We start from the raw sequence: 20,089 nt of genomic DNA on the forward strand, positions 1-20,089 counted from the left end.
GACAGGAAAGGCCACACCATGTTCGTCGCGTTACGCGATCTCCGCTTCGCCAAGGGGCGATTCATCCTCATCGGCTCCGTCGTCGCCCTCATCACTCTTCTCGTCGGGTTCCTCAGCGGACTGACGGGAGGCCTCGCCATCCAGAACGTCTCGGGTGTGCTCGCGCTTCCCGCAGATCGCATCGTGTTCTCCGCCCCCTCGGGCGGCGACGGCGCGGCCAGCTTCGCGGACTCCGCCATCACCGAGCAGCAGGCGAAGGACTGGGCGGCGACGGTCGGAGTGAGCGACGCGCGCCCCCTCGGCATCAGCCAGACCCGCGCCGAGACCGACGACACCCGTGCCGCGATCGCGGTGTTCGGTGTCGAGCCTGGTTTCGACGCCGGTGCGCCCTCCGCGGACGGTCGGCTGCGCCTCTCGGTGCCCGCCGCGGATGCGCTCGCCGTGAAGGTCGGAGAGCAGATCGAGATCGCCGGCGTCTCCTACGACGTCGAGACGGTCGAGGGAGATGACTGGTACAGCCATACGCCCGTCGTGCAGATGACTCTGAACGACTGGCAGGCGTACTCGGCATCCACCGGGAACCCCGATGCCTACGCCACCGTCCTCGCTGTCACGGGGGCTCCCGACTGGGATGCCGCGGACACCGCGAACGACACGATCTCCGAGACGACCCTCGGATCGCTGACGGCGCTGAGCGCCTTCCGCTCCGAGATCGGATCGCTGCTGCTCATGGTGGCCATGCTCTTCGGCATCTCGGGACTCGTCATCGGCGCCTTCTTCACCGTCTGGACCATGCAGCGCAAGGGCGATGTCGCCGTCCTCAAAGCCCTCGGGGCGAGCACGCGTTCCCTGATCCGCGACGCCTTGGGCCAGGCGCTGATCGTCCTGCTGGTGGGCATCGGTATAGGTCTGGGACTGGTCACCGTGCTCGGCCTGCTCGCCGGCACCGCCCTTCCGTTCCTGCTGAGCCCTCTCACGACGATCCTTCCGGGCGGCATCATGATCGCCCTCGGTCTCGCAGGTGCTGCCTTCGCCCTGCGATCCGTCACCTCCGCCGATCCCCTCACCGCCCTCGGGAGCAACCGATGATCCGCCTGAACGACATCACCCTGACCTTCCCCGACGGCGACTCGCGGGTGACCGCTGTGGATGGCGTCTCACTCACCGCTCACCCCGGAACCGTCACCGGCATCACGGGACCCAGCGGCTCCGGCAAATCGAGTCTGCTCGCCGTCGCCGGCACCCTCCTGCGTCCGGATTCCGGCGAGATCCTCATCGACGGCAGCGACGTCACGGCACTCAGCCCGGCCGACGCCACGCGTCTGCGGCGGGACCGGATCGGGATCGTCTTCCAACAGCCCAACCTCATCCCGTCGTTGACTGCCCGGGAGCAGCTGAGCGTCATGAACGAGCTCGGGGCTCCGCGCAGCCGACGCCGTCGCGCGGAGGCGTCCGCGCATGCGGGTGAGCTGCTCTCGGCTGTCGGCCTCGCCGAGCACGGTCACAAGAGGCCGCACCAGCTCTCGGGCGGGCAGCGTCAGCGAGTGAATATCGCTCGAGCCCTCATGAACGATCCGAGCGTGCTGCTGGTCGACGAGCCCACCAGCGCTCTCGATCAGGAACGCGGGGCTCAGATCATCGACCTCATTCTGCGGCTCACCGATGAACGGAACACCTCGACGCTGCTCGTCACCCACGACCTCGTGCACCTTCCGCGCATGCACGGGGTGCTGCACCTCGTCGACGGCCGCGTCGTCGACGCCCCCGTTCCGAGGCGCTGAGTGACGACTAGTCGCCGGAGCTCTGCTTGAACTGACGCTCCCAGTCGCGCAGCTCGCTGCGACCGATGAGCGAGTCGAGCGATACCTGGAACAGCAGTCCCTTGCGGGCATTGACCTGCTTGATGTTGTCGACGATCTGGGTGGAGACCGCCGACAGCGCTTCGCGCACCTCGGCGATGCGCTCGTCGGGGGCGTCCCACAGGTCGGGTCGCGTGAGCAGGTCGAACAGGTAGTCGCGATCGAGGGCCGCGACCAGGCGGGCGAGCTTGTCGGAGTACTCGGCCTCGGCGAGCACGCTCTGGTCTTCACCCGCTTTGGCATCCAGCCGGATGAACAGCTGCTCGACGTGCGAGGCCAGGGCATCGATCCCCGCCGCCGTCTCGGCGGCGACAGGGCTGCCCGGCACCGCCGCGTAGTCGGCCCGGAGCTCGCGCAGGCGATTCACCCGCAGTCGGATGCCGGCGGGCACCGGGTCCGTCGAGACGGCCGGCGTGCGACGTCGGCGACGCGCGATCAGCCCCGCGGCCGTCACGGCGGCCGCGACGAGAACGACGCCGCCGATCACCAGCGGAATCGCAGCACCGCCGGCGACATCGTCGCCCCCGCTCGACGAGGTCGGCGTCTCGGCCGAGATCTCCTGCACCGTCTCGACGAGCTGATCCTGCAGGCTCCCACCCGAGGACTCGTTCTCGTTGGCGATGCGCAGCGCGTCGTCGCCGATCGCAGCCGATGCCGCCTGCAGGTCGTCGCCGATCGCGACGATCACGGTCTGCTGATTTGCGCCCGCCGTGAGCTGCTCGAGGATGTAGGTGCTGTACGGGGTGTCGCGTGCGGCATCCGCCGGCAGCACCACCACCGCGATCGAACCGTCACCGGGAACCACCCCGGCGAGAGCGTCCGTCAGGCCCTGGCCTCCGGACACGTCAGGATCGACATAGATGTTCTGACCGGATATGCCCGCAACGGCATCCTCGATCCACGGGTTGTTCGATGAGGAGAGATACGGCATCGCTGGACCTCAGAAGTTGTTGATCACGGAGGCGAAGACGAGGTCGATGCGCTCGGCATCCGAGGCGTCGAACAGCTGCCCACCGGTGACATCCGCGATCCGCTGCAGCGCAGACGTGTCCGCGCCTTCTCCATACGCGATCGGGAATATACGCACCGGAGCATCGTCGCCGCCCTCCTTGGTGCTCTTGCCGATCTTCGCGATGAGCGAGTCGAGCGAGGTGCTCGAGTCGGTGTCCTCGCCGTCGGAGAGCACCACGATCGCGTTGATGCGACCGGGTTCGGCCCGCTCGCTCATCGCCTCGTAGGCGAGCAGGACCGAGTCGTAGAGGGGAGTGCCGTTGCGCTGCGCGTAGCGCAGGTCGTCGAGCGACGAGTCGAGCTTCTCACCGTCCGAGCCGAGCGCAGTCACGTCGCGGAGAACCTGGATGCCTTCACCCTCGTCGGAGGAGATTCCGGTGGTGAACGCCCAGACGCCGATCTCGTCGGTCGAGCGGAAGTGATTCAGCGTCGACTGCGCGCCCTCGATCGCTCCGTCGAGACGGGAGCGACCGTCGCCGATCGGGTCGTCCATCGATCCGGAGATGTCGATGAGCTCGAGCACCGACGAGGGCTTGCGCACCTGCGTCCACTGATCGATGGCGGTGGAGATCACATCGACCTCCGGCTTCGGCAGCGTCACGGCGGGCTGCGCGGGGTCGACGCCGAACTTGGCGGTGAACAGGTCGCCGAGCGGCACCGATTCATCGAGCGGCCGGAACCCGTAGTCCGGGAGGATCTTCTGCGCCGCGGTGGTCTGCACGAACTCGGCGAACGCCTCACCTGCGGTGCGCTGCTCGGCGGTCACCCAGTCGGCGCCGAGCACCGTGATCGGGTTGTCCGACCACATCGAGCCGCCCTCGGGGTACACGGCGACGAGTTTCGTCTTCGGCGGGGTCAGGGTCTCACCCGGCTGCACGGTGTGCGAGTCGGGGTTGCCCTGGTTGTAGTTGAGCAGAGAGGTCTCCTCCAGCGCGACGGCCGAGACGTAGGCCGAGCCGTTCGAGCCGTTCTGGGTCTCGTCGTAGAGAGTCGAGAGCACGTTGCCGGTCGTGTCGCCGTAGTGGATGACGCACTCCTCGAACACGCGGGAGAAGTCGGCCGATGCCTCCACATCCGCCGAGGTGAGCCCTTCGGCCTTGCCCGTCGCCTCATAGGACTGCATGAGGATCGTCGAGAGCCCGGTCGTCGAGGTGTTCGGGTTCGTCTTCGAGATCTTGAACGCGCCCCAGATGTCCTTGCCGACGCTGCCCCATCCGGCCGGGTCCTGGCAGAGGGTCTCTAGGTCGCTGATGCTGATGGGCGCGTTCGGCCAGCCGAGCGCGGTGGCCATCGGCTCGGGCATGCCGAACACGACCGGAGTGCGCGTGAACGACTTCGGCTCGCCCACGAGGCTGGGCGACGCGGCAGCAGCGACGCGATCGGTCCAGACGGTGGATGCCGGAGACCACAGAGTCGGCCAGAGCGACGTGTCATCGCTCGGCCAGTCCTCGCCGGAGGTGAGGAAGCGCGTCGCGTTGCCGGACGAGACATTGGTCGGTCGCACGGTGGCGCACGTCTCGAGACCTTCGTGCTCCGGTGAGTCCTTGAACGCCTTGGCCAGCTCGTCGAGCATGTTGACCTTCTCAGACGAGGTGGCGACGGCGATGTGGGTGCAGCCGTCGTCGGGGAATCCCTGGCCACCGTCGCTCGTCGTGCCCTGCTCGCCTCCACCGCCGGTGCAGGCGGTCAGTGCCAATGCGACGATCGCCGCCATGGCGAGGGCGGCGGGTGTCCGTCGTGCTGTGCGAGGCGCGCTCATGGGCTTAGGGTACCCAGGTATCGGCCTCCCGATCACGTATCGATCCGATCCCGTGACCGCGGAGTACGCTCGCTGGTGTGGGGCGGATCACGACGCGGAGACCGATTCTGAAGCTCACCCTCGGTGACGGTGCGACTCGTCGCGCCGACACGCTCGCCGTCGAGGAGCCGTTGGAGATCCGTGTCGCGGGCGCGCCGCTGGCAGTCACGATGCGCACTCCGGGACATGACGTCGAACTGGCGGCGGGGTTCCTCGTGTCCGAAGGGATCATCGCCCGGGCCGACGAGTTCCATTCGGCGATCCACTGCGGCGGCCCAGGCACTGGCGGCCAGGGGAACACGTACAACGTCCTCGACATCAGCCTCGCCCACGGCGTCGCGCTTCCCGACCCCGACGCTGCTCGACGCTTCTACACGACCAGCTCGTGCGGGGTGTGCGGCAAGGCCAGCATCGACGCGGTGCGCACGGTGTCGCGGCATCCGGTCTGCGATGACGACGTCCGGGTCGGGGCCGAGCAGATCGCTGCCTTCCCCGATCGGCTGCGTGCCGAGCAGGCGGCGTTCGACAAGACCGGCGGTCTGCACGCTGCTGCACTTTTCGACGCCGATACGGGCGAGCTGCTCGTGCTGCGCGAAGACGTCGGCCGTCATAACGCCGTCGACAAGGTGGTGGGCTGGGCGCTGCTGAACGACCGACTGCCGCTGCGCCGGCAGGTCCTGCAGGTCTCGGGCCGGGCGAGCTTCGAGCTGGTGCAGAAGGCCGCCATGGCCGGCATCCCTCTGCTCAGTGCAGTCTCGGCCCCGTCGTCTCTTGCCGCGGAGCTCGCAGAGGAGTCCGGGGTGACGCTCATCGGGTTCGTCCGAGGGCGGTCGATGAACATCTACACGCACGCGCAGCGGGTGCATATCGGCGCCGAGTCACTCGCGCCGTCCGCGCACGCTGAAGGAGGGGCACGTCATGCTCGATAGTCAGGGACCCGCGGGAACGTCCGGAACCGCCTTCGGGCTGATGCCCGCCGAGCCGCGCCAGGGTGGCTACGGCCCTCGCACCGATCGACCCTGGTCTCGCAAGCCCTATGACCACCCCGCCGCGGGGTGGGGTGCGGCGGTGTCAGTGGGGCGCGTGGTGCTGGATCAACGCGAGCCGATCGCCGGTCCTCTCGCCATGCTGCAGATGAACCATCCGGTCTCGGGCTACGACTGCCCCGGATGCGCCTGGCCGGACGACCCGGGTAATCTCAAGCTCGACATCTGCGAGAACGGCATCAAGCACGTCACCTGGGAGATGACGCGCAAGCGGGTCGACCGTCGCTTCTTCGCCGAGCACACCGTCACGGAACTCGCGACCTGGCCCGACTTCGACCTCGAAGACCAGGGCCGCCTGACCGAGCCGATGGTCTACGACGCCGCGACCGATCACTACGTGCCGATCTCGTGGGACGACGCGTTCGCGCTCGTCGGCGACGAGCTGCAGGGTCTCGACAGCCCGGACGAGGCCGCCTTCTACACGTCCGGTCGTCTGAGCAACGAGGCGACCTTCCTCTATCAGCTGATGGTGCGCGAATACGGCACGAACAACCTGCCCGACTGCTCGAACATGTGCCACGAGGCCTCCGGCCGCGCGCTCAAGGCCTCGATCGCCACGGGCAAGGGCACGGTCGACCTGCATGACTGGGATGAGTGCGACGCGCTCTTCGTCCTCGGCGTCAACGCGGCATCCAATGCCCCGCGCATGCTCACGGCGCTCTCGGATGCCGTGAAGCGCGGCGCGCAGGTCGTGCACGTCAACCCGCTCGTCGAAGCGGGCGCGACCCGCACGATCGTGCCGCATGACTTCGTCGACATGGCGCGCTTCAAGGCCACGGGCACGAGCACCATGAACCTGCAAGTGCGCCCCGGGGGTGACCTCGCTCTCATCAGAGGCATGTCGAAGGTCGTCTTCGAGGCCGCAGCCACCGATCCTTCGGTGCTCGACACCGGGTTCCTCGGGTCGCTCACGAATGGCGTCGACGCCTACCGCGAGCTGGTCGACGCCACGCCGTGGGACGAGCTGGTCACGCAGTCGGGTCTCACCGAAGACGAGATCCGAGCGGCCGCAGCGGTCTACCTCGCCGCAGACCGCACGATCATCAGCTGGTGTCTCGGCGTCAGCCAGCATGAGCACGGCGTCGACACGGTGCGCGAGATCGTCAACCTGCTGCTTCTCCGTGGCAACATCGGCCGTCGAGGTGCAGGCCCGTCTCCGATCCGCGGGCACAGCAACGTGCAGGGCAACCGCACCTGCGGCATCGACCACCGTCCGACGGACGCATGGCTCGACCGCCTCGCCGAGGTCTGCCGCATCGATCCGCCGCGGCACCCCGGACTCGACACCGTGCGCACCATCGAGGCGATGCACGACGGGCGGGTCACGGTGTTCGTCGGCATGGGCGGCAACTTCGTGCTCGCCGCCCCCGACACCCCGTTCACGGCGCAGGGTCTCGAGAAGTGCCGGCTGACGGTGCAGGTCAGCACCAAGCTCAACCGCAGTCACCTCGTGCACGGTGAGAAGGCGCTGATCCTGCCCTGCCTCGGCCGCACCGAGCGCGACCGGCAGGCACAGGGGCCGCAGGGAGTGACGGTCGAGGACGCGATGAGCATGGTGCACCTCTCGATGGGGCGCAAGCAGCCGGCATCCGCGTATCTGAGGTCGGAGCCGGCGATCATCGCCGGAATCGCGAAGGCCACGCTGCCGCACACCACCACCCCGTGGGATTGGTACATCGGCGACTACGACAACATCCGCGACGTGATGGCGAGGGTGCTGCCCGGGTTCGAGGGGTTCAACGACCTGATCCGAGACAGGCACGGATTCCGCATCCCGCAGCCTGCCAGGGAGCGGGTGTTCGAGACCCCGTCGGGCCGTGCCGAGTTCTCCCTCGCGCCGCTGCCGAACGTCATCCCCGAATCGGTCGAGACCCTGGTGCTGCAGACCGTGCGCTCCCACGATCAGTGGAACACGACGATCTACTCGAACGACGACCGCTACCGCGGCGTGAAGAACCTGCGAGAGCTGGTGTTCCTGCACGAGGACGACATGCGCGACCGGGGGCTCGTCGAGGGCGATCCGGTCGACATCGTCTCGACCTCGAAAGACGGCTCGACACGGATGCTGACAGCATTCCGCGCGGTGCCGTACGACCTTCCTCGTGGCAGCGCCGCCGGGTACATGCCCGAGATGAACGTGCTGATCGGTCGCAAGGACTTCAGTGTGCAGAGCGACCAGCCGCTCATGAAGAGCATCCAGGTGACCGTCTCGCGCAGCGGTTCGTGAGCGCGCTCGCCGGGGACTAGACCCGGTCGCGCTCTTCCGGCTCAGGACCGGGCTCCTCAGCCGCGAAGTCGATGGATGCGACGTGCATCTGCCGCTCGGACCGGTCGGCGTTCCACGCATGGAAAGCGATGCGGTCGTACCCGTCCGGCCCGATGAAGAGCGAGTTGTGACCAGGGCCGATCAACGAGCTGCCCGACTCGAGAAGAGGAGGCGCTGACGACGGTGCGGCGGTCCACGGGCCGAGCGGACTCGCTGACGACGCCCAGGACACCGCGTAGCCGGCGCCCGTCCATGCGCCGCCGGAGAACGTCATCCAGTACCTCTCCTGCCTGTGCACCACAGCCGGGCCTTCGAGAGTGTGCCAATCGAAGGTCCCGTCATACATCGGGCGTGCTCGTTCGTAGATCTGCCAATCGGCGTAGGGCTCGAGGACGCTCCGCGCCTCGGTGAGCTGCGCGGGCGCGGGCAGATGAGCGACCGCGAGATGCGTGCCGGGCCGCTCCGCGTCGAGCACGTCACGCGCGAAGTACAGGTACCACTGCCCGTCAGCGTCCTGGAACGGGTGCGGGTCGATCGCGAAGGTCTCGTCAGCTGTGAGATTCACGCCCAGATCATGGAACGGGCCCGTCGGCTCAGCCGCGCGGGCGACGCGCAGATGATGGCCGCTGATGCCGTGCCCGACGGAGTAGTACATCCACCACGCGCCGTCGCGGAAGCAGACCTCCGGCGCCCAGTACTCGTCGCCCGACTCAGGGCTGAGCCGCACCAATGCCAGACCGGCACTGCGCCACGTGTCGAGATCGTCCGACAGCAGGACCTCGAAGACTCCCTCGGTCGACGTCGCCGTCGGATTCGTTCCGTACGCCGCATAAGTGCCGTCGGGTAGGCGAAGGACGAAAGGGTCGGCGAAGTAGCCGGGATGCACGGGCCGGTGGCCGGCATCGCCCGCGCTCTCGCGAATCCTCACTCCCACGGCTGTGCCCCTCTCGGCCCCACCATGATCGCGCGCAGCTCGTCCACGGGAAGCTTGGGGACCCGGTCGGCTCCGACGAGGCCGTTGGTCTCCTGAAGCGTGTCGGTGAGCTGGGTGTAGCAATACCCCGCAAGGGCGTCGCTGTCGTGGATCGCGGTCATCAGCGAGCTCAGCCGCTCACGGAAGTCTGCGTCGGAGCTGGCGCGCGTATAGCCCCAGGCGTGATCCGTACGGTGCACGTCGAAGGAGATGCCGCCGAACTCCGTGAGCATCACGGGTGCATCGTCGACGTCACCTGTGAGCACGAGACGCCTGCCTGCCGGTCCGAGGCCCGTGATCATCGCGTCGACGGCACTCCGATCCCTGTAGCGCGCAGCCATCACGTCGCCATCGCCCTCGTAGTCATGGATCGCCACGATGTCGGTGTCGGCTTGCTCCCACCCGTCGTTCGACACGACAGGGCGGGTCGGATCGAGGGCCTTCGTCAGGTGCACGAGCGCCAGAGCATGGTGCAGCATGCGACTGTCGTGCGCGATGTGCTGAACGCCCCAGCTCTCGTTCAGCGGCACCCAGGTGACGATCGAGGGGTGCGAGAAGTCTCGGTGGACGACCTCCAGCCATTCGCGCACCGTGCGCTCGACGGCGGTCGACGTGAAGGCGAAGACGGCGGGCGCCTCAGCCCAGATCATGAGCCCGAGCCGGTCCGCCCAGAAGAGGAACCTCGGATCCTCGAACTTCTGGTGCACTCTGGCAGCGTTGAAGCCGAGTTCCTTGATGAGCTCGACCTCTTCGCGCAGGGCGTGCGCCGACGGGGCGGCGAGATGAGTGTCGGGCCAATATCCCTGGCTGAGCACTGAGCGGACGAATCGCGGTCTGTCGTTGAGCAGGAAGTGGCGCCGATCGACGCTGGTCGATCGAAGGCCGAGGTACGACGACACCGCATCGAGTGGCGCTCCGTCGTCCGAGGTCCGGATGACGGCGTCGAGGAGTCGCGGGCTCTCGGGCGACCACAGCAGCTCCTCATAGGCCTGGCCGTTCTCCTGACCGGGCAGCGGGATGTCGATCTCGACCTCGGATTCGCGGGTGAGACTCGAGGCGTACGCCAGCAGGGTGTCGCCATGACGCAGCTCGACCTCGACCACGCACTCGGCCGAGGGCGGACCGGCGAGGCCGATGCGAGCGTGCACGCGACCGGACGGCAGATCAGCGCGCCAGTGGATCCACTCGATCGCCGGGCCGGAGGGAACGGATTCGAGCCAGACCGGCTGCCAGATGCCGCTCGTGCGGTGGTACCAGATCGCATGGGGCTCATCACGCCAGTCCTGCTTGCCGCGGGGCTGGGCGACATCCGTCGCCCGATCCTCAACCCGGACCACGACATGGCCCCCGTTCTCGAGCTCGACAGCGTCGGTGATGTCGACCGAGAACGGCGTGTGTCCTCCCTCATGCGACCCGACACGATGCCCGTCGACCCAGACGACAGCGCGGTAGTCGACTGCTCCGAAGCGCAGGATGAGACGTCGTCCGTCGCGATGGCCCGAGGCCAGAACCTCGTCGCGTGTGAGGACGCGGTGGTACCACAGCGCCGTATGGGGGCGCGGATCGCCGATGCCCGACGCCGACGACTCGGGCGGGAAGGGCACCACGATCGACGTCTCGAAAGCAGGATTCGCGAACCATCTCTCTCGGATGCCGCGGTCGTCGTCGTCGACGGCGAAGCCCCATCGGCCGGTCAGGTCGCTCCATTCGGTCCGGACCAGCTGAGGACGCGGGTAGGTTCCGTCCCCCTGGCTCGCGGTGGGGGGCGGCGACGCATCGATTCTCAGCATGCAGACCAGCATGCATCAAATATGCAGCGCTGTAAACTAGGCGGAATCCGAGACGGAGGTCGGCACGGAGTCGGATCCCGGGGCGAAAGGCGCACTCTCTCGGACCTCCAGTCGGTAGCCGACGAGCTCGTGGCGTCCGGCCGCGGAGAATCCGGAGATCCGCTCCGTGAGCATCTCGACCGCACGGCGAGCGAGTTCGTGGAGGTCGGGGGCGATGGTGGTGAGGCTCGGGAAGGTCACCCTGCTCAGCTCGATGTCGTCCCAGCCCGTCACGGCGACGTCGCTGGGAATGCGGCGACCGCGCTCGTGCAGGGCACGCAGGGCGCCGATGGCGGCGAGGTCGTCGCGGCAGACGAGGCCGTCGAACTCGGCACCCGCGTCGATCGCTCGACCGACGCCTTCGACCGCCCCGGAAGGCGAGATCTCGCGGCTGGGGAACAGCAGGAGCGGGTCGGGGCGCAGCCCTGCATCTTCGAGAGCCTGCTGATAGCCCGCGATGCGCTGCAGCGAGGTCGATGACAGGTCGGTCAGCTCGTGGCCCGCGAACCCGATGCGGCGGCGGCCCAGCGACACCAGGTGCGCGGTGGCGGTACGAGCGGCTTCGAAATTGTCGATCATGACGCGGTCGACCGGGAGGGGTGCTGCCCCTTCTCCGAGGATCACCATCGGCAGATCGCTGCGGTGGCGCGAGATCTCGGCCGACGACATCGTTGACGGCTGGAACAGGATGCCGTCGACCATCCCCGATTCCGAGCTGGTGAGCACGGCGCGCTCGCCCTCCAGTGTTCCGTCGGTCTCCTCGAGCAGTACCCGGTAGCCTGCTGCGCCGGCCGCTGCCGAGACAGCGCGCGACAGTTCTGCGAAGTAGGGGAGGGCGACGTTCGCGAAGGCGAGCGCCAGCAGGCCGGTCCGCCCGGTCGCGAGGCGTCTGCCCATGAGGTTGGGCCGGTAGTCCAGCTCGTCGATCGCCCGCTGCACGCGTTCCCGCGTGGATGCGCTCACGTGCTCGTACCCGCGCACCACATTCGACACGGTCTTCATCGAGACGCCGGCGAGCTCCGCGACATCCTGCAAGCGCACACCCATGCGGTCTCCAATTGGTCGCTACGTCGTCAACCGCGATACTACCTTGACAACAAAATTCCAGCGCTGTAAATTGCGATCACGGCTGGGGTATCCGGTCATCCCGCTCCGGTGCGCCGGAGTCACTCAAAGGAGAGCAATCACATGAACAGTCCATGGGCTCGCCGAGCGATAGGTGCAGGCATCGCACTCGCCATCGGCATCACAGCATCAGGGTGTGCGGCGTCCGCCGGCACCGGCGGAGGCGCCGTCTCCGGCGACGGGGAGTACACCGGCCCGGATGTCGAGGTCACGTTCTGGCACGGCTGGACGGGTGGAGCAGCCCCCAAGATCGTTCCCGAGCTCATCGAGGAGTTCAACGCGGAGCACGACAACATCACCGTGAAGGCCGTTCCGCAGGAGTGGGCGGACATCACGGCGAAGATGCCGCTCGCCATCAAGGCGGGCAAGGGCCCGGATGTCGCCGTCCTGCACGGAGACGACCTGGCCACGTACGCGGCGCAGAACCTGCTGCTCGATTCCGGCGAGATCATCGACGGGCTCGGGTACGCGGCGGCGGACTTCCCGCCGACCGTCTTCGACAAGGGCAACTACCAGGACACCCAGTACGCCGTGCCGTGGAGCGTGACGCCGCTGGGGCTGTTCACCAACAAGACTGTTCTCGCCAAGGCGGGCATCACCGAGATCCCCACCGATGAGGCCTCCTATCTGGCCGCACTCGACGCGTTGAAGGGCGCCGGGGTCCAGGGCGAGTGGGTCGACGGGTACGTCTTCACCGGCACGTTCGAGTTCCAGAGCCTGATCTGGCAGTTCGGGGGCGATCTCTACAACGACGACGTCACGGAGGCGACGTTCAACTCCGAGGCCGGTGTGAAGGCCCTGACGTGGATGACCGACATGGTCGACAAGGGCTACAGCCCTGCGAACGTGGCACAGGACGGCAACATCAAGGCGCTGATCGCCGGTGACACGGCGTTCAACTGGAACGGCGTCTGGCAGACCACGAACACGGCTTTCGACGATCTCGAGTGGGCGCCGGCGCCCGTGCCGCAGATCGGCGAGGAGAAGGCCGTGTGGTCGAGCTCGACCCACTGGGTGTTCCCCTCGAACAAGGGCCAGGATGCGAACGAGACGGCCGCCGCATCGGTCTTCGTGAAGTGGATGAACGACAACTCGCTCGGCTGGGCCGAGACCGGAGAGCTTCCCGCCGCCAACTCGGTCCGCGAGGACCCCGAGCTGCTGTCGACGTATCCGAACCTCGAACCCTTCATGGAGCAGCTCGATTACGCGCACTACGAGACCGTCTCTCCCGGGATCTCGGAGGTCAACGCACAGATCACCCTCGCGCTGAACGAGGCCCTCACCGGAAAGAAGGATCCGAAGACGGCGCTCGACGACGCCGCGGCCAAGGCCGACCAGATCCTCGAGCAGAACCGGGCGAAGTACGGTGACTGAGACAGCCACCCTCGTCGCCCCCCAGCGCAGCAGCGCTGGGGGGCGACACCCGCGAACGCGCCCGGGTTCCGCATCCTCTCGGCGCAAGACGCTCACCGCGTACCTGTTCCTCGCGCCGTTCCTCGTGCTCTTCGTGACGTTCGTCGCGGGTCCCGGGATCTTCGGCATCTGGATGAGCCTCACCAACTGGAGCCCGTTCCGCGACGTGCAGCAATTCGTGGGGTTCCAGAACTACATCGATCTGTTCACCCCGGGCAACGTGCTCTCCAGCGACTTCTGGAAGTCGATGAGCGTCACCGGGATCTTCATCGTGATCAGCGTGCCGTTCCTCGTCGTGATCCCGCTTCTCGTCGCGATCCTGTTGAACCAGCGCATCCGCGCGGCCACCACGTTCCGGACGATCTTCTTCGCCCCGTACGTTCTCGGTGTCGCGGTCATCGGCGTGATCTGGGGCTACATCTTCGACACGCAGTCCGGGATCCTGAACCACCTGCTCAGCCTTGTCGGACTGCCCGCAGACATCCCGTGGACGGTCGACGTCCCCTGGGTCTGGGTATCCATCGTCGGCGTGACCGTCTGGTGGACCATGGGTCTCAACACGATCATCTTCCTCGCCGGCCTCAAGGGCATCAACGGCGACCTCTACGAGGCGGCCGCGCTCGACGGTGCTGGAGCGATGAGGAAGTTCTCGAGCGTCACGCTCCCAGGACTCCGCCCGGTGATGACCTTCATCACCACGACCACGATCCTCGCGTCGGCGAACATGTTCGGCCAGTCGTACCTCCTCACCAAGGGAGGGCCCGGCACTGAGACGAGGACGGTGATCATGTACATCGCCGACCAGGGCCTCTCGCAGAACAACATGGCCCCGGCCGCCGCCATGAGCTACATCCTGTTCCTCGCGCTCGCGATCGTCAGTGTGATCAACTTCCGCCTGCAGCGCGAGAGGGTCGAGAAGGCATCATGACCACAGCACTCACCCGCCGCCCGTCCGCCCGCCGTGCGTGGGCGCGGATCGCGCTGTATGCCGCCCTCATCGCGCTGGCTCTCGTGATCGTCCTCCCGCTGCTGTGGATGCTGATCACGTCCTTCAAGACCGACGCCGACGCCATCAGGTCTCCGTTCTCCTTGCCCGACCCGTTCTCGATCGAGGCCTACCAGAGCCTGCTCGGCTCGGGGAGCAGCCGATCTTCCTCTGGCTGTGGAACAGCTTCGCGGCCGCGACTCTGCAGACCGTCCTGATCCTCGTGACGGCGTCGATGGGTGCGTACGCGCTGGCCCGGCTCGAGTTCGCGGGCAAGCGGATCGTCTTCGGAGTGATCATCGCGACGCTGCTCGTTCCTCCTGTGGTGTTCCTGATCCCCAACTACCTGATCGTGCAGAACCTCGGTTGGCTCGACACGATCTGGGCCATCACGGTGCCCGGTGCCGCCGGCGCCTTCGGCATCTTCTTCCTGCGACAGTTCTTCGTCGGGCTGCCGCCCGAGATCGAGGAGGCTGCCCGCATCGACGGTGCCGGCGACATCCGCATCTTCGTGCAGGTCGTGCTTCCGCTCGCTCGCCCCGCGCTCGCGACTCTGGCTGTGCTGTCGTTCCTCGGCAACTGGAACGACTTCCTCTGGCCCGTCTATGTGCTGCTGAGCCCCGAGAACCTCACATTGCAGCCGGGACTCAGCCAGCTGCAGGGCGCATACTCGACGCACTTCGCGATCGTCATGGCAGGTGCGGTGATCGCATCCGTCCCCGTCCTGATCCTCTTCGCGTTCGCGCAGCGACAGATCGTCGAATCCGTCGCCGGATCGGCGGTCAAGGGGTGACCGATACCGCCAGGCTCGCCCCCGCGGTCGCGGCGGGCATCCTGCTCGCACTGGGCGTCGGTCTCGTCGGATGCTCCGCGCCCGCAGAACCCGAGACGGCCGTGGAACGCGCGCCGTTCCTCATCGACCAGGACTTCGCCGACCCGGACGTGGTCGAGGGCGACGGGGTCTACGTCGCGTTCGCCACCGAGAATCAGGGCGCGAACGTGCAGTTCGCGACATCGACCGACCTGGTCTCGTGGGACGTCTCCACGGACGATGCGCTACCGGACCTTCCGGAGTGGGCGAGCGCCGGGCGAACCTGGGCACCGGACGTGTCGGAGCGGGCCGACGGGAGCTTCGTGATGTACTTCTCGGCAGAGCACGCCGCCTCCGGGAGGCAGTGCATCGGATCCGCCACCGCCGCCACGCTGACGGGCCCATATGTCGCCGTCGGCACGGAGCCGATGGTCTGTCCGCTCGAGGAGGGTGGGGCGATCGACCCCGCCGCCTTCGTCGACGACGACGGGTCGCGGTTCCTCCTGTGGAAGAACGACGGCAACTGCTGCGAACTCGACACCTGGATCCAGATCGCTCCCGTCTCGGCCGACGGCACCCAGCTGGCCGGGCCGGCGACCCGACTGGTCATGCAGACCGAGAGCTGGGAGGGACATCTGGTGGAGGCGCCGGTGCTGGTCAAGCGCGACGGCACCTACGTGCTTCTCTATTCGGCGAACGACTACGGCTCCGAGGACTACGCGGTCGGGGCGGCGACAGCCCCTTCGCTGCTCGGGCCGTTCGAGAAGCTGCCGGATCCCGTCCTCTCCACGTCGTCCACTGACGACCGCTACCTCGGTCCGGGAGGTCAGGACGTCGTCTCCACACCCGATGGCGATGTGCTCGTCTTCCACGGCTGGGACGACCTCTTCATCTACCGAGGTCTCGCCGCTCTGCCTCTCGACTGGGAGGGCGCCTCACCCTCCGTTCGACTCTCGACCGCCGGCTGACGCCGAACGTCACTCGGCGGAAGGTCTGATGTCGCGGGCGACGCGTGACCTCGGACCCCTCGCCGGGGACTATGCGTCGACGGTCACTGCCTGCAGTGCGTGCACGACGGGCGCGAGCTCGGGCTGCGTGACCGCCTCGGCGAGGGCCCGTTCGAGTGTCTCGTCGTGGATCGGGTGCGCCTGCTCATACAGAGCCAGACCGGCCGGGGTGAGTTCGGTGTAGATGCCTCGGCGGTCGTCGGCGCAGAGGATGCGCGTGAGCAGCCCGCGGTCTTCGAGGCGCGTGACGAGTCGGGTCGTCGCGCTCGGGCTCAGCGCCGTCGCACGGGCGAGCTGCTGCATCCGCATGTGCCAGCCGTCCTGCCGGCTGAGGGCGTCGAGCACCGTGTACTCGACCACCGAGAGGCCTGCGGACGCCCCGAGCGCCTTCTCGAGATCGGCCTCGATGATGCCGTGCAGTGCGGCGAGCGTGCGCCAGCCGCGCGCGCGGATCTCGACAGCGTCGTCTGAGATGCCCACAGTGACCTCCGAAGTAGTTGCTTGCGCTGGATAGTTGCGTGTGCAATGATTATCCGTCGGACGCAATATCCCGCGTCTGCAACTACTTTAGCAGAGGACCACGGAGCACACCCATGCCACTCGGACTCATCGCACTCGCCATCGGCGCCTTCGGGATCGGACTCACCGAGTTCGTGATCATGGGCCTGCTGCCCGAGGTCGCCACCGACTTCGGCGTCACCGAGGCCACCGCCGGCTGGCTCATCTCGGGGTACGCGCTGAGCGTCGTCGTCGGCGCTCTCGGTCTCACCGCCGCCACCACGAGGCTGCCGCGCAAGCCCGTGCTGCTCGGCCTCGTCGTGCTGTTCATCGTCGGCAACGCGATCACGGCTCTCGCCCCCGACTACACCGTCGCCATGATCGGCCGCATCATCGCCGCCCTGTGCCACGGTGCATTCTTCGGCATCGGATCGGTCGTCGCGGCCGAGCTCGTCGCCCCCGACAAGAAGGCGCGGGCGATCGCGATCATGTTCACCGGGCTCACGGCGGCCAACGTGTTCGGCGTCCCCTTCGGCACGTTCCTCGGCCAGCAGTTCGGCTGGCGTTCGACGTTCTGGGTGATCTCGGCCATCGGCGTCGTCGCGTTCGCGGGCATCGCGCTGCTCGTCACCGCTCCGAAGCAGTCCGGCGCGCAGGTGAGCCTGCGCAGCGAACTCCGCGCCTTCCGATCCGGCCAGGTGTGGCTCTCGCTCATCGTCACCGCCCTCGCCTTCGGCGGCATGTTCGGCGCGTTCACCTATATCGCCTACACGCTCACCGACGTCACCGGATTCGCCGACACCTCCGTTCCGTGGCTGCTCGTGCTCTTCGGCGCCGGGCTCGTCGCGGGCAACTGGATCGGCGGACGCCTGGCCGACCGCTCGATCGACCGCACCCTCCTGATCTTCATCTCGGCGCTGGTGGTCGTGCTCGTGCTGTTCGGATTCTTCTCCGGGTCGCAGCCCGCGACGATCGCGATCCTCGTCGCGATGGGCGCGTTCGGATTCGGCACGGTGCCGGGGCTGCAGAGCCGCATCATGCACTACGCAGGAGGGGCGCCGACGCTCGCCTCCGGCGCGAACATCGGCGCATTCAATGTGGGCAACGCCCTCGGCGCATGGGCCGGCGGCCTCGGCATCGCGGCAGGCCTCGGCTACACCTCGCCCATCTGGATCGGCGCCGCGATCACCGCATCCGCTCTGGTCGTCATGGTGATCGCCGTAGTCACCGCACGTCGGCCCGCGCCGGCAGCCACAGGCACGCTCCAGACCGTCGCCGCCTGACCGAACCGACCCGCAGAGAGAAAGAACCACGCATGCACGCTCCCACCATCCCCACAGTCACCCTGAACAACGGCATCGACATGCCGCAGCTCGGCTACGGCGTGTTCCAGGTGCCCGATGCCGAGACGACGGATGCCGTCGCCGCAGCGCTCGACGCCGGATACCGCAGCATCGACACCGCAGCGGTCTACGGCAACGAGGCGGGCGTCGGGCGCGCGATCGCCGACTCGGGGATCGCCCGCGACGAGCTGTTCGTGACGTCGAAGGTGTGGATCTCCGACCACGGATTCGACGCCACGATGCGCGCCTACGACGCATCGCTCGAGCGTCTGGGGCTCGAGAGCCTCGACCTGTATCTGATCCACTGGCCGACCCCGGCTCTGGCGACGTATCCCGAGACCTGGCGTGCCCTCGAGCGACTCTATGCAGACGGGCGTGTGCGGGCGATCGGAGTCTCGAACTTCGAGCCGGAGCACCTCGAGCGGATCGCTTCAGACGGAGGCGTCGTGCCCGCGGTCAACCAGGTCGAGCTGCACCCGGCGCTGCAGAACCGTGCGGTTGCCGAGGCGAACGCTCAGCGGGGGGTCATCACCGAGGCGTGGAGCCCGCTCGCGCAGGGTGCCGTGCTCGGCGACGTCTCCCTCGTCGAGATCGCTGCCCGCCATGGAAGGACGCCCGCGCAGATCGTCCTGCGGTGGCATCTGCAGCAGGGTCGGGTCGTCATCCCCAAGTCGGTCACCCCCGCCCGCATCGCCGAGAACCTCGACGTGTTCGGTTTCGAGCTGACCGTCGACGAGCTCGCCGCGGTCGATCTTCTCGAGCGCGACGGCCGCACCGGCCCGCACCCCGCCGAGTTCAACGGCTGACGGCTGTCCGATGCCATGCGGGCGCGGTGCTCACTGCGCCCGCATGAACTCCTCGGCCGCCTGCACCTGAGCTGCCGCGGGCCGGATGCCGGTGTAGAGCACGAACTGCTCGAGCGCCTGCAGGGTCGCCACCTCGGCTCCGGTGATCACGGTCTTCCCGGCTGCGCGCCCCGCCGCGATCAGCGGGGTCTCAGCAGGCAGGGCGACGACGTCGAACACGACGGATGCCGCCGCGATCTGCTCGTCGGTGAACGACAGCGCATGCTCGTCGGCCCCACCCGCCATGCCGATCGGCGTGATGTTCACGATGATGTCGGCAGTCACGGCATCCGCATCAGCCGTCCAGGCGAACCCATAGAGGTCGGCCAGGCCCCGACCGCGCTCTTCGTTGCGAGCGGCGATCGTCACACGCGCGAATCCCGCATCGCGGAAGGCCGCGGCCGTGGCCTTGGCCATTCCGCCCGAGCCGCGCAGCAGCACGGATGCCGCAGGGTCGAGGGAGTTGCGCTCGATCAGCTGGGCGATCGCGCTGTAGTCGGTGTTGTAGGCGGTGAGCACGCCGTCGTCATTCACGATCGTGTTCACCGAGTCGATGGCGGTCGCGGAGGGGTCCATGCGGTCGACGAGCGCGATGACCTCCTCTTTGAAGGGCATCGAGATCGCGCAGCCACGGATGCCGAGCCCCCGCACGCCGGCGATCGCCTGCCCGAGGTCGGTCGGAGCGAACGCCTTGTAGATCCAGTTGAGGCCCAGCTCTTCATAGAGGAAGTTGTGGAATCTCGTGCCGTTGTTGCTCGGGCGTGCAGACAGCGAGATGCACAGGGTCATGTCCTTGTTCAGCATGGTCACCGCACCAGGCTACTCGGCGACTCCGTTCCGTCCGGATCACTGATGACCGCGATCGTCAATCCCCCTTGGCGGGATCCGACCGCCTCCCCTAGGGTGAAAGTGCGTGCACAGGGGATTGATCGTCTCCGTCTTCCCCAGAGACGGGCTGCCTTCCCCAGAGGCAAAGGCGATTCGTGCATGCGATTGGGCCCTCTCGAGTAGTTCTGTCCCCAACGGACTGCTCGAGAGGGCCGCTGTCGTTTGTCCCCTTCTCACAAGTTTTCGAATTTGTCCCCCAAATGGGGGACAAACGCGTGCCGTAGGGGTTAGGCTGGAATCTGACGCACCCTCCGGTCGTCTTCGGCCCTCATCGCTCCCCCCGCGGTGAGGGCCACACCATTTTCTGGGGGAGTTCGTCGCGGCCTCGTATGACCGCAGATGACCGCTCGTGCAACATTTGGGTTACGGGCTGACCTCGGGACTTCCGCTCA

The 20,089-nt window shown here is 67.4% G+C and carries 18 protein-coding genes; 11 read left to right on the forward strand and 7 right to left on the reverse strand.

Annotated elements, in window-relative coordinates:
• Nucleotides 1-18 precede the first annotated feature (18 nt).
• Nucleotides 19-1,089 (forward strand): FtsX-like permease family protein, encoded by a 1,071-nt coding sequence (locus ACZ0AA_RS13910; protein WP_463513270.1) that lies wholly within the window; start codon nucleotides 19-21, stop codon nucleotides 1,087-1,089.
• On the forward strand, nucleotides 1,086-1,781 hold the full coding sequence (locus ACZ0AA_RS13915; RefSeq protein ID WP_463513271.1) for an ABC transporter ATP-binding protein: 696 nt from the start codon (nucleotides 1,086-1,088) through the stop codon (nucleotides 1,779-1,781). The genes ACZ0AA_RS13910 and ACZ0AA_RS13915 overlap by 4 nt, the downstream gene beginning before the upstream one ends.
• A gap of 7 nt (nucleotides 1,782-1,788) precedes the next feature.
• Here the strand turns inward: ACZ0AA_RS13915 and ACZ0AA_RS13920 are convergent, their stop codons facing one another.
• Together ACZ0AA_RS13920 and ACZ0AA_RS13925 are read right to left on the reverse strand one after the other, a co-directional pair.
• On the reverse strand, nucleotides 1,789-2,790 hold the full coding sequence (locus ACZ0AA_RS13920) for a hypothetical protein (protein ID WP_463513272.1): 1,002 nt from the start codon (nucleotides 2,788-2,790) through the stop codon (nucleotides 1,789-1,791).
• Nucleotides 2,791-2,799: 9 nt separating this feature from the next.
• The gene (locus tag ACZ0AA_RS13925) at nucleotides 2,800-4,629 is read right to left on the reverse strand and encodes a substrate-binding and vWA domain-containing protein (RefSeq protein ID WP_463513273.1); all 1,830 of its coding nucleotides are present in this window, start codon (nucleotides 4,627-4,629) and stop codon (nucleotides 2,800-2,802) included.
• Nucleotides 4,630-4,706: 77 nt separating this feature from the next.
• On the opposite strand from ACZ0AA_RS13925, the gene fdhD reads away from it, so the two are divergent.
• Together fdhD and ACZ0AA_RS13935 are read left to right on the forward strand one after the other, a co-directional pair.
• Complete coding sequence (gene fdhD / locus ACZ0AA_RS13930; RefSeq protein ID WP_463513274.1) at nucleotides 4,707-5,597, forward strand: formate dehydrogenase accessory sulfurtransferase FdhD; 891 nt, start codon at nucleotides 4,707-4,709, stop codon at nucleotides 5,595-5,597.
• Nucleotides 5,587-7,941: an FdhF/YdeP family oxidoreductase gene (locus ACZ0AA_RS13935; RefSeq protein WP_463513275.1), complete on the forward strand. Its 2,355-nt coding sequence runs from the start codon at nucleotides 5,587-5,589 to the stop codon at nucleotides 7,939-7,941. Before fdhD ends, ACZ0AA_RS13935 begins: the two co-directional genes overlap by 11 nt.
• Nucleotides 7,942-7,957: 16 nt before the next feature.
• Here the strand turns inward: ACZ0AA_RS13935 and ACZ0AA_RS13940 are convergent, their stop codons facing one another.
• Genes ACZ0AA_RS13940 through ACZ0AA_RS13950 form a run of 3 tightly spaced genes read right to left on the reverse strand, consistent with a single transcriptional unit; the run spans nucleotide 7,958 to nucleotide 11,829 of the window.
• Complete coding sequence (locus ACZ0AA_RS13940; RefSeq protein ID WP_463513276.1) at nucleotides 7,958-8,914, reverse strand: glycoside hydrolase family 43 protein; 957 nt, start codon at nucleotides 8,912-8,914, stop codon at nucleotides 7,958-7,960.
• Nucleotides 8,905-10,743, reverse strand: coding sequence for a glycoside hydrolase family 2 protein (locus tag ACZ0AA_RS13945; RefSeq protein ID WP_463513277.1), 1,839 nt, complete (start codon nucleotides 10,741-10,743; stop codon nucleotides 8,905-8,907). The genes ACZ0AA_RS13940 and ACZ0AA_RS13945 overlap by 10 nt, the downstream gene beginning before the upstream one ends.
• Before the next feature lie 36 nt (nucleotides 10,744-10,779).
• On the reverse strand, nucleotides 10,780-11,829 hold the full coding sequence (locus tag ACZ0AA_RS13950; protein WP_400863282.1) for a LacI family DNA-binding transcriptional regulator: 1,050 nt from the start codon (nucleotides 11,827-11,829) through the stop codon (nucleotides 10,780-10,782).
• A 141-nt stretch (nucleotides 11,830-11,970) separates the two neighbouring features.
• Between ACZ0AA_RS13950 and ACZ0AA_RS13955 the strand changes: the two genes are divergently transcribed.
• From ACZ0AA_RS13955 to ACZ0AA_RS13975, 5 genes are read left to right on the forward strand one after another with little or no spacing between them, the layout of a single operon-like run.
• Entirely contained in the window at nucleotides 11,971-13,281 is a 1,311-nt protein-coding gene (locus tag ACZ0AA_RS13955) for an ABC transporter substrate-binding protein (RefSeq protein ID WP_463513278.1), read from the forward strand.
• Entirely contained in the window at nucleotides 13,274-14,248 is a 975-nt protein-coding gene (locus ACZ0AA_RS13960) for a carbohydrate ABC transporter permease (protein WP_400863280.1), read from the forward strand. Before ACZ0AA_RS13955 ends, ACZ0AA_RS13960 begins: the two co-directional genes overlap by 8 nt.
• Nucleotides 14,245-14,523 carry a hypothetical protein gene (locus ACZ0AA_RS13965; RefSeq protein WP_463513279.1) on the forward strand — a complete coding sequence of 93 codons (279 nt, stop codon included), beginning with the start codon at nucleotides 14,245-14,247 and terminating at the stop codon, nucleotides 14,521-14,523. Before ACZ0AA_RS13960 ends, ACZ0AA_RS13965 begins: the two co-directional genes overlap by 4 nt.
• 17 nt (nucleotides 14,524-14,540) lie before the next feature.
• Entirely contained in the window at nucleotides 14,541-15,098 is a 558-nt protein-coding gene (locus ACZ0AA_RS13970) for a carbohydrate ABC transporter permease (RefSeq protein WP_463513280.1), read from the forward strand.
• A complete protein-coding gene (locus ACZ0AA_RS13975) occupies nucleotides 15,095-16,084 on the forward strand; it encodes a glycoside hydrolase family 43 protein (protein ID WP_463513281.1) in 990 nt (329 codons plus the stop codon). The genes ACZ0AA_RS13970 and ACZ0AA_RS13975 overlap by 4 nt, the downstream gene beginning before the upstream one ends.
• A 69-nt stretch (nucleotides 16,085-16,153) precedes the next feature.
• On the opposite strand, the gene ACZ0AA_RS13980 is transcribed toward ACZ0AA_RS13975, so the two are convergent.
• Nucleotides 16,154-16,603: a MarR family winged helix-turn-helix transcriptional regulator gene (locus ACZ0AA_RS13980; protein ID WP_400863275.1), complete on the reverse strand. Its 450-nt coding sequence runs from the start codon at nucleotides 16,601-16,603 to the stop codon at nucleotides 16,154-16,156.
• A 113-nt stretch (nucleotides 16,604-16,716) separates the two neighbouring features.
• Between ACZ0AA_RS13980 and ACZ0AA_RS13985 the strand changes: the two genes are divergently transcribed.
• The gene (locus ACZ0AA_RS13985; protein ID WP_463513282.1) at nucleotides 16,717-17,904 is read left to right on the forward strand and encodes an MFS transporter; all 1,188 of its coding nucleotides are present in this window, start codon (nucleotides 16,717-16,719) and stop codon (nucleotides 17,902-17,904) included.
• 32 nt (nucleotides 17,905-17,936) lie between these two features.
• Nucleotides 17,937-18,770, forward strand: coding sequence for an aldo/keto reductase (locus ACZ0AA_RS13990; RefSeq protein ID WP_463513283.1), 834 nt, complete (start codon nucleotides 17,937-17,939; stop codon nucleotides 18,768-18,770).
• 30 nt (nucleotides 18,771-18,800) lie between these two features.
• Here ACZ0AA_RS13990 and ACZ0AA_RS13995 read toward each other — a convergent pair whose 3' ends face one another.
• Complete coding sequence (locus tag ACZ0AA_RS13995) at nucleotides 18,801-19,619, reverse strand: shikimate 5-dehydrogenase (RefSeq protein WP_463513284.1); 819 nt, start codon at nucleotides 19,617-19,619, stop codon at nucleotides 18,801-18,803.
• Nucleotides 19,620-20,089: the final 470 nt, after the last annotated feature.

It is taken from the genome of Microbacterium sp. AC035 (assembly GCF_979258485.1).

Coding starts and splice junctions, on each gene's coding strand:
- ACZ0AA_RS13920 (WP_463513272.1), bottom strand. CDS start 2,790: ATGCCGTATCTCTCCTCATCGAACAACCCGTGGATCGAGGATGCCGTT.
- ACZ0AA_RS13935 (WP_463513275.1), top strand. CDS start 5,587: ATGCTCGATAGTCAGGGACCCGCGGGAACGTCCGGAACCGCCTTCGGG.
- ACZ0AA_RS13970 (WP_463513280.1), top strand. CDS start 14,541: ATGGGTGCGTACGCGCTGGCCCGGCTCGAGTTCGCGGGCAAGCGGATC.
- ACZ0AA_RS13925 (WP_463513273.1), bottom strand. CDS start 4,629: ATGAGCGCGCCTCGCACAGCACGACGGACACCCGCCGCCCTCGCCATG.
- ACZ0AA_RS13965 (WP_463513279.1), top strand. CDS start 14,245: ATGACCACAGCACTCACCCGCCGCCCGTCCGCCCGCCGTGCGTGGGCG.
- ACZ0AA_RS13950 (WP_400863282.1), bottom strand. CDS start 11,829: ATGGGTGTGCGCTTGCAGGATGTCGCGGAGCTCGCCGGCGTCTCGATG.
- ACZ0AA_RS13945 (WP_463513277.1), bottom strand. CDS start 10,743: ATGCTGAGAATCGATGCGTCGCCGCCCCCCACCGCGAGCCAGGGGGAC.
- ACZ0AA_RS13910 (WP_463513270.1), top strand. CDS start 19: ATGTTCGTCGCGTTACGCGATCTCCGCTTCGCCAAGGGGCGATTCATC.
- ACZ0AA_RS13915 (WP_463513271.1), top strand. CDS start 1,086: ATGATCCGCCTGAACGACATCACCCTGACCTTCCCCGACGGCGACTCG.
- ACZ0AA_RS13985 (WP_463513282.1), top strand. CDS start 16,717: ATGCCACTCGGACTCATCGCACTCGCCATCGGCGCCTTCGGGATCGGA.
- ACZ0AA_RS13990 (WP_463513283.1), top strand. CDS start 17,937: ATGCACGCTCCCACCATCCCCACAGTCACCCTGAACAACGGCATCGAC.
- ACZ0AA_RS13955 (WP_463513278.1), top strand. CDS start 11,971: ATGAACAGTCCATGGGCTCGCCGAGCGATAGGTGCAGGCATCGCACTC.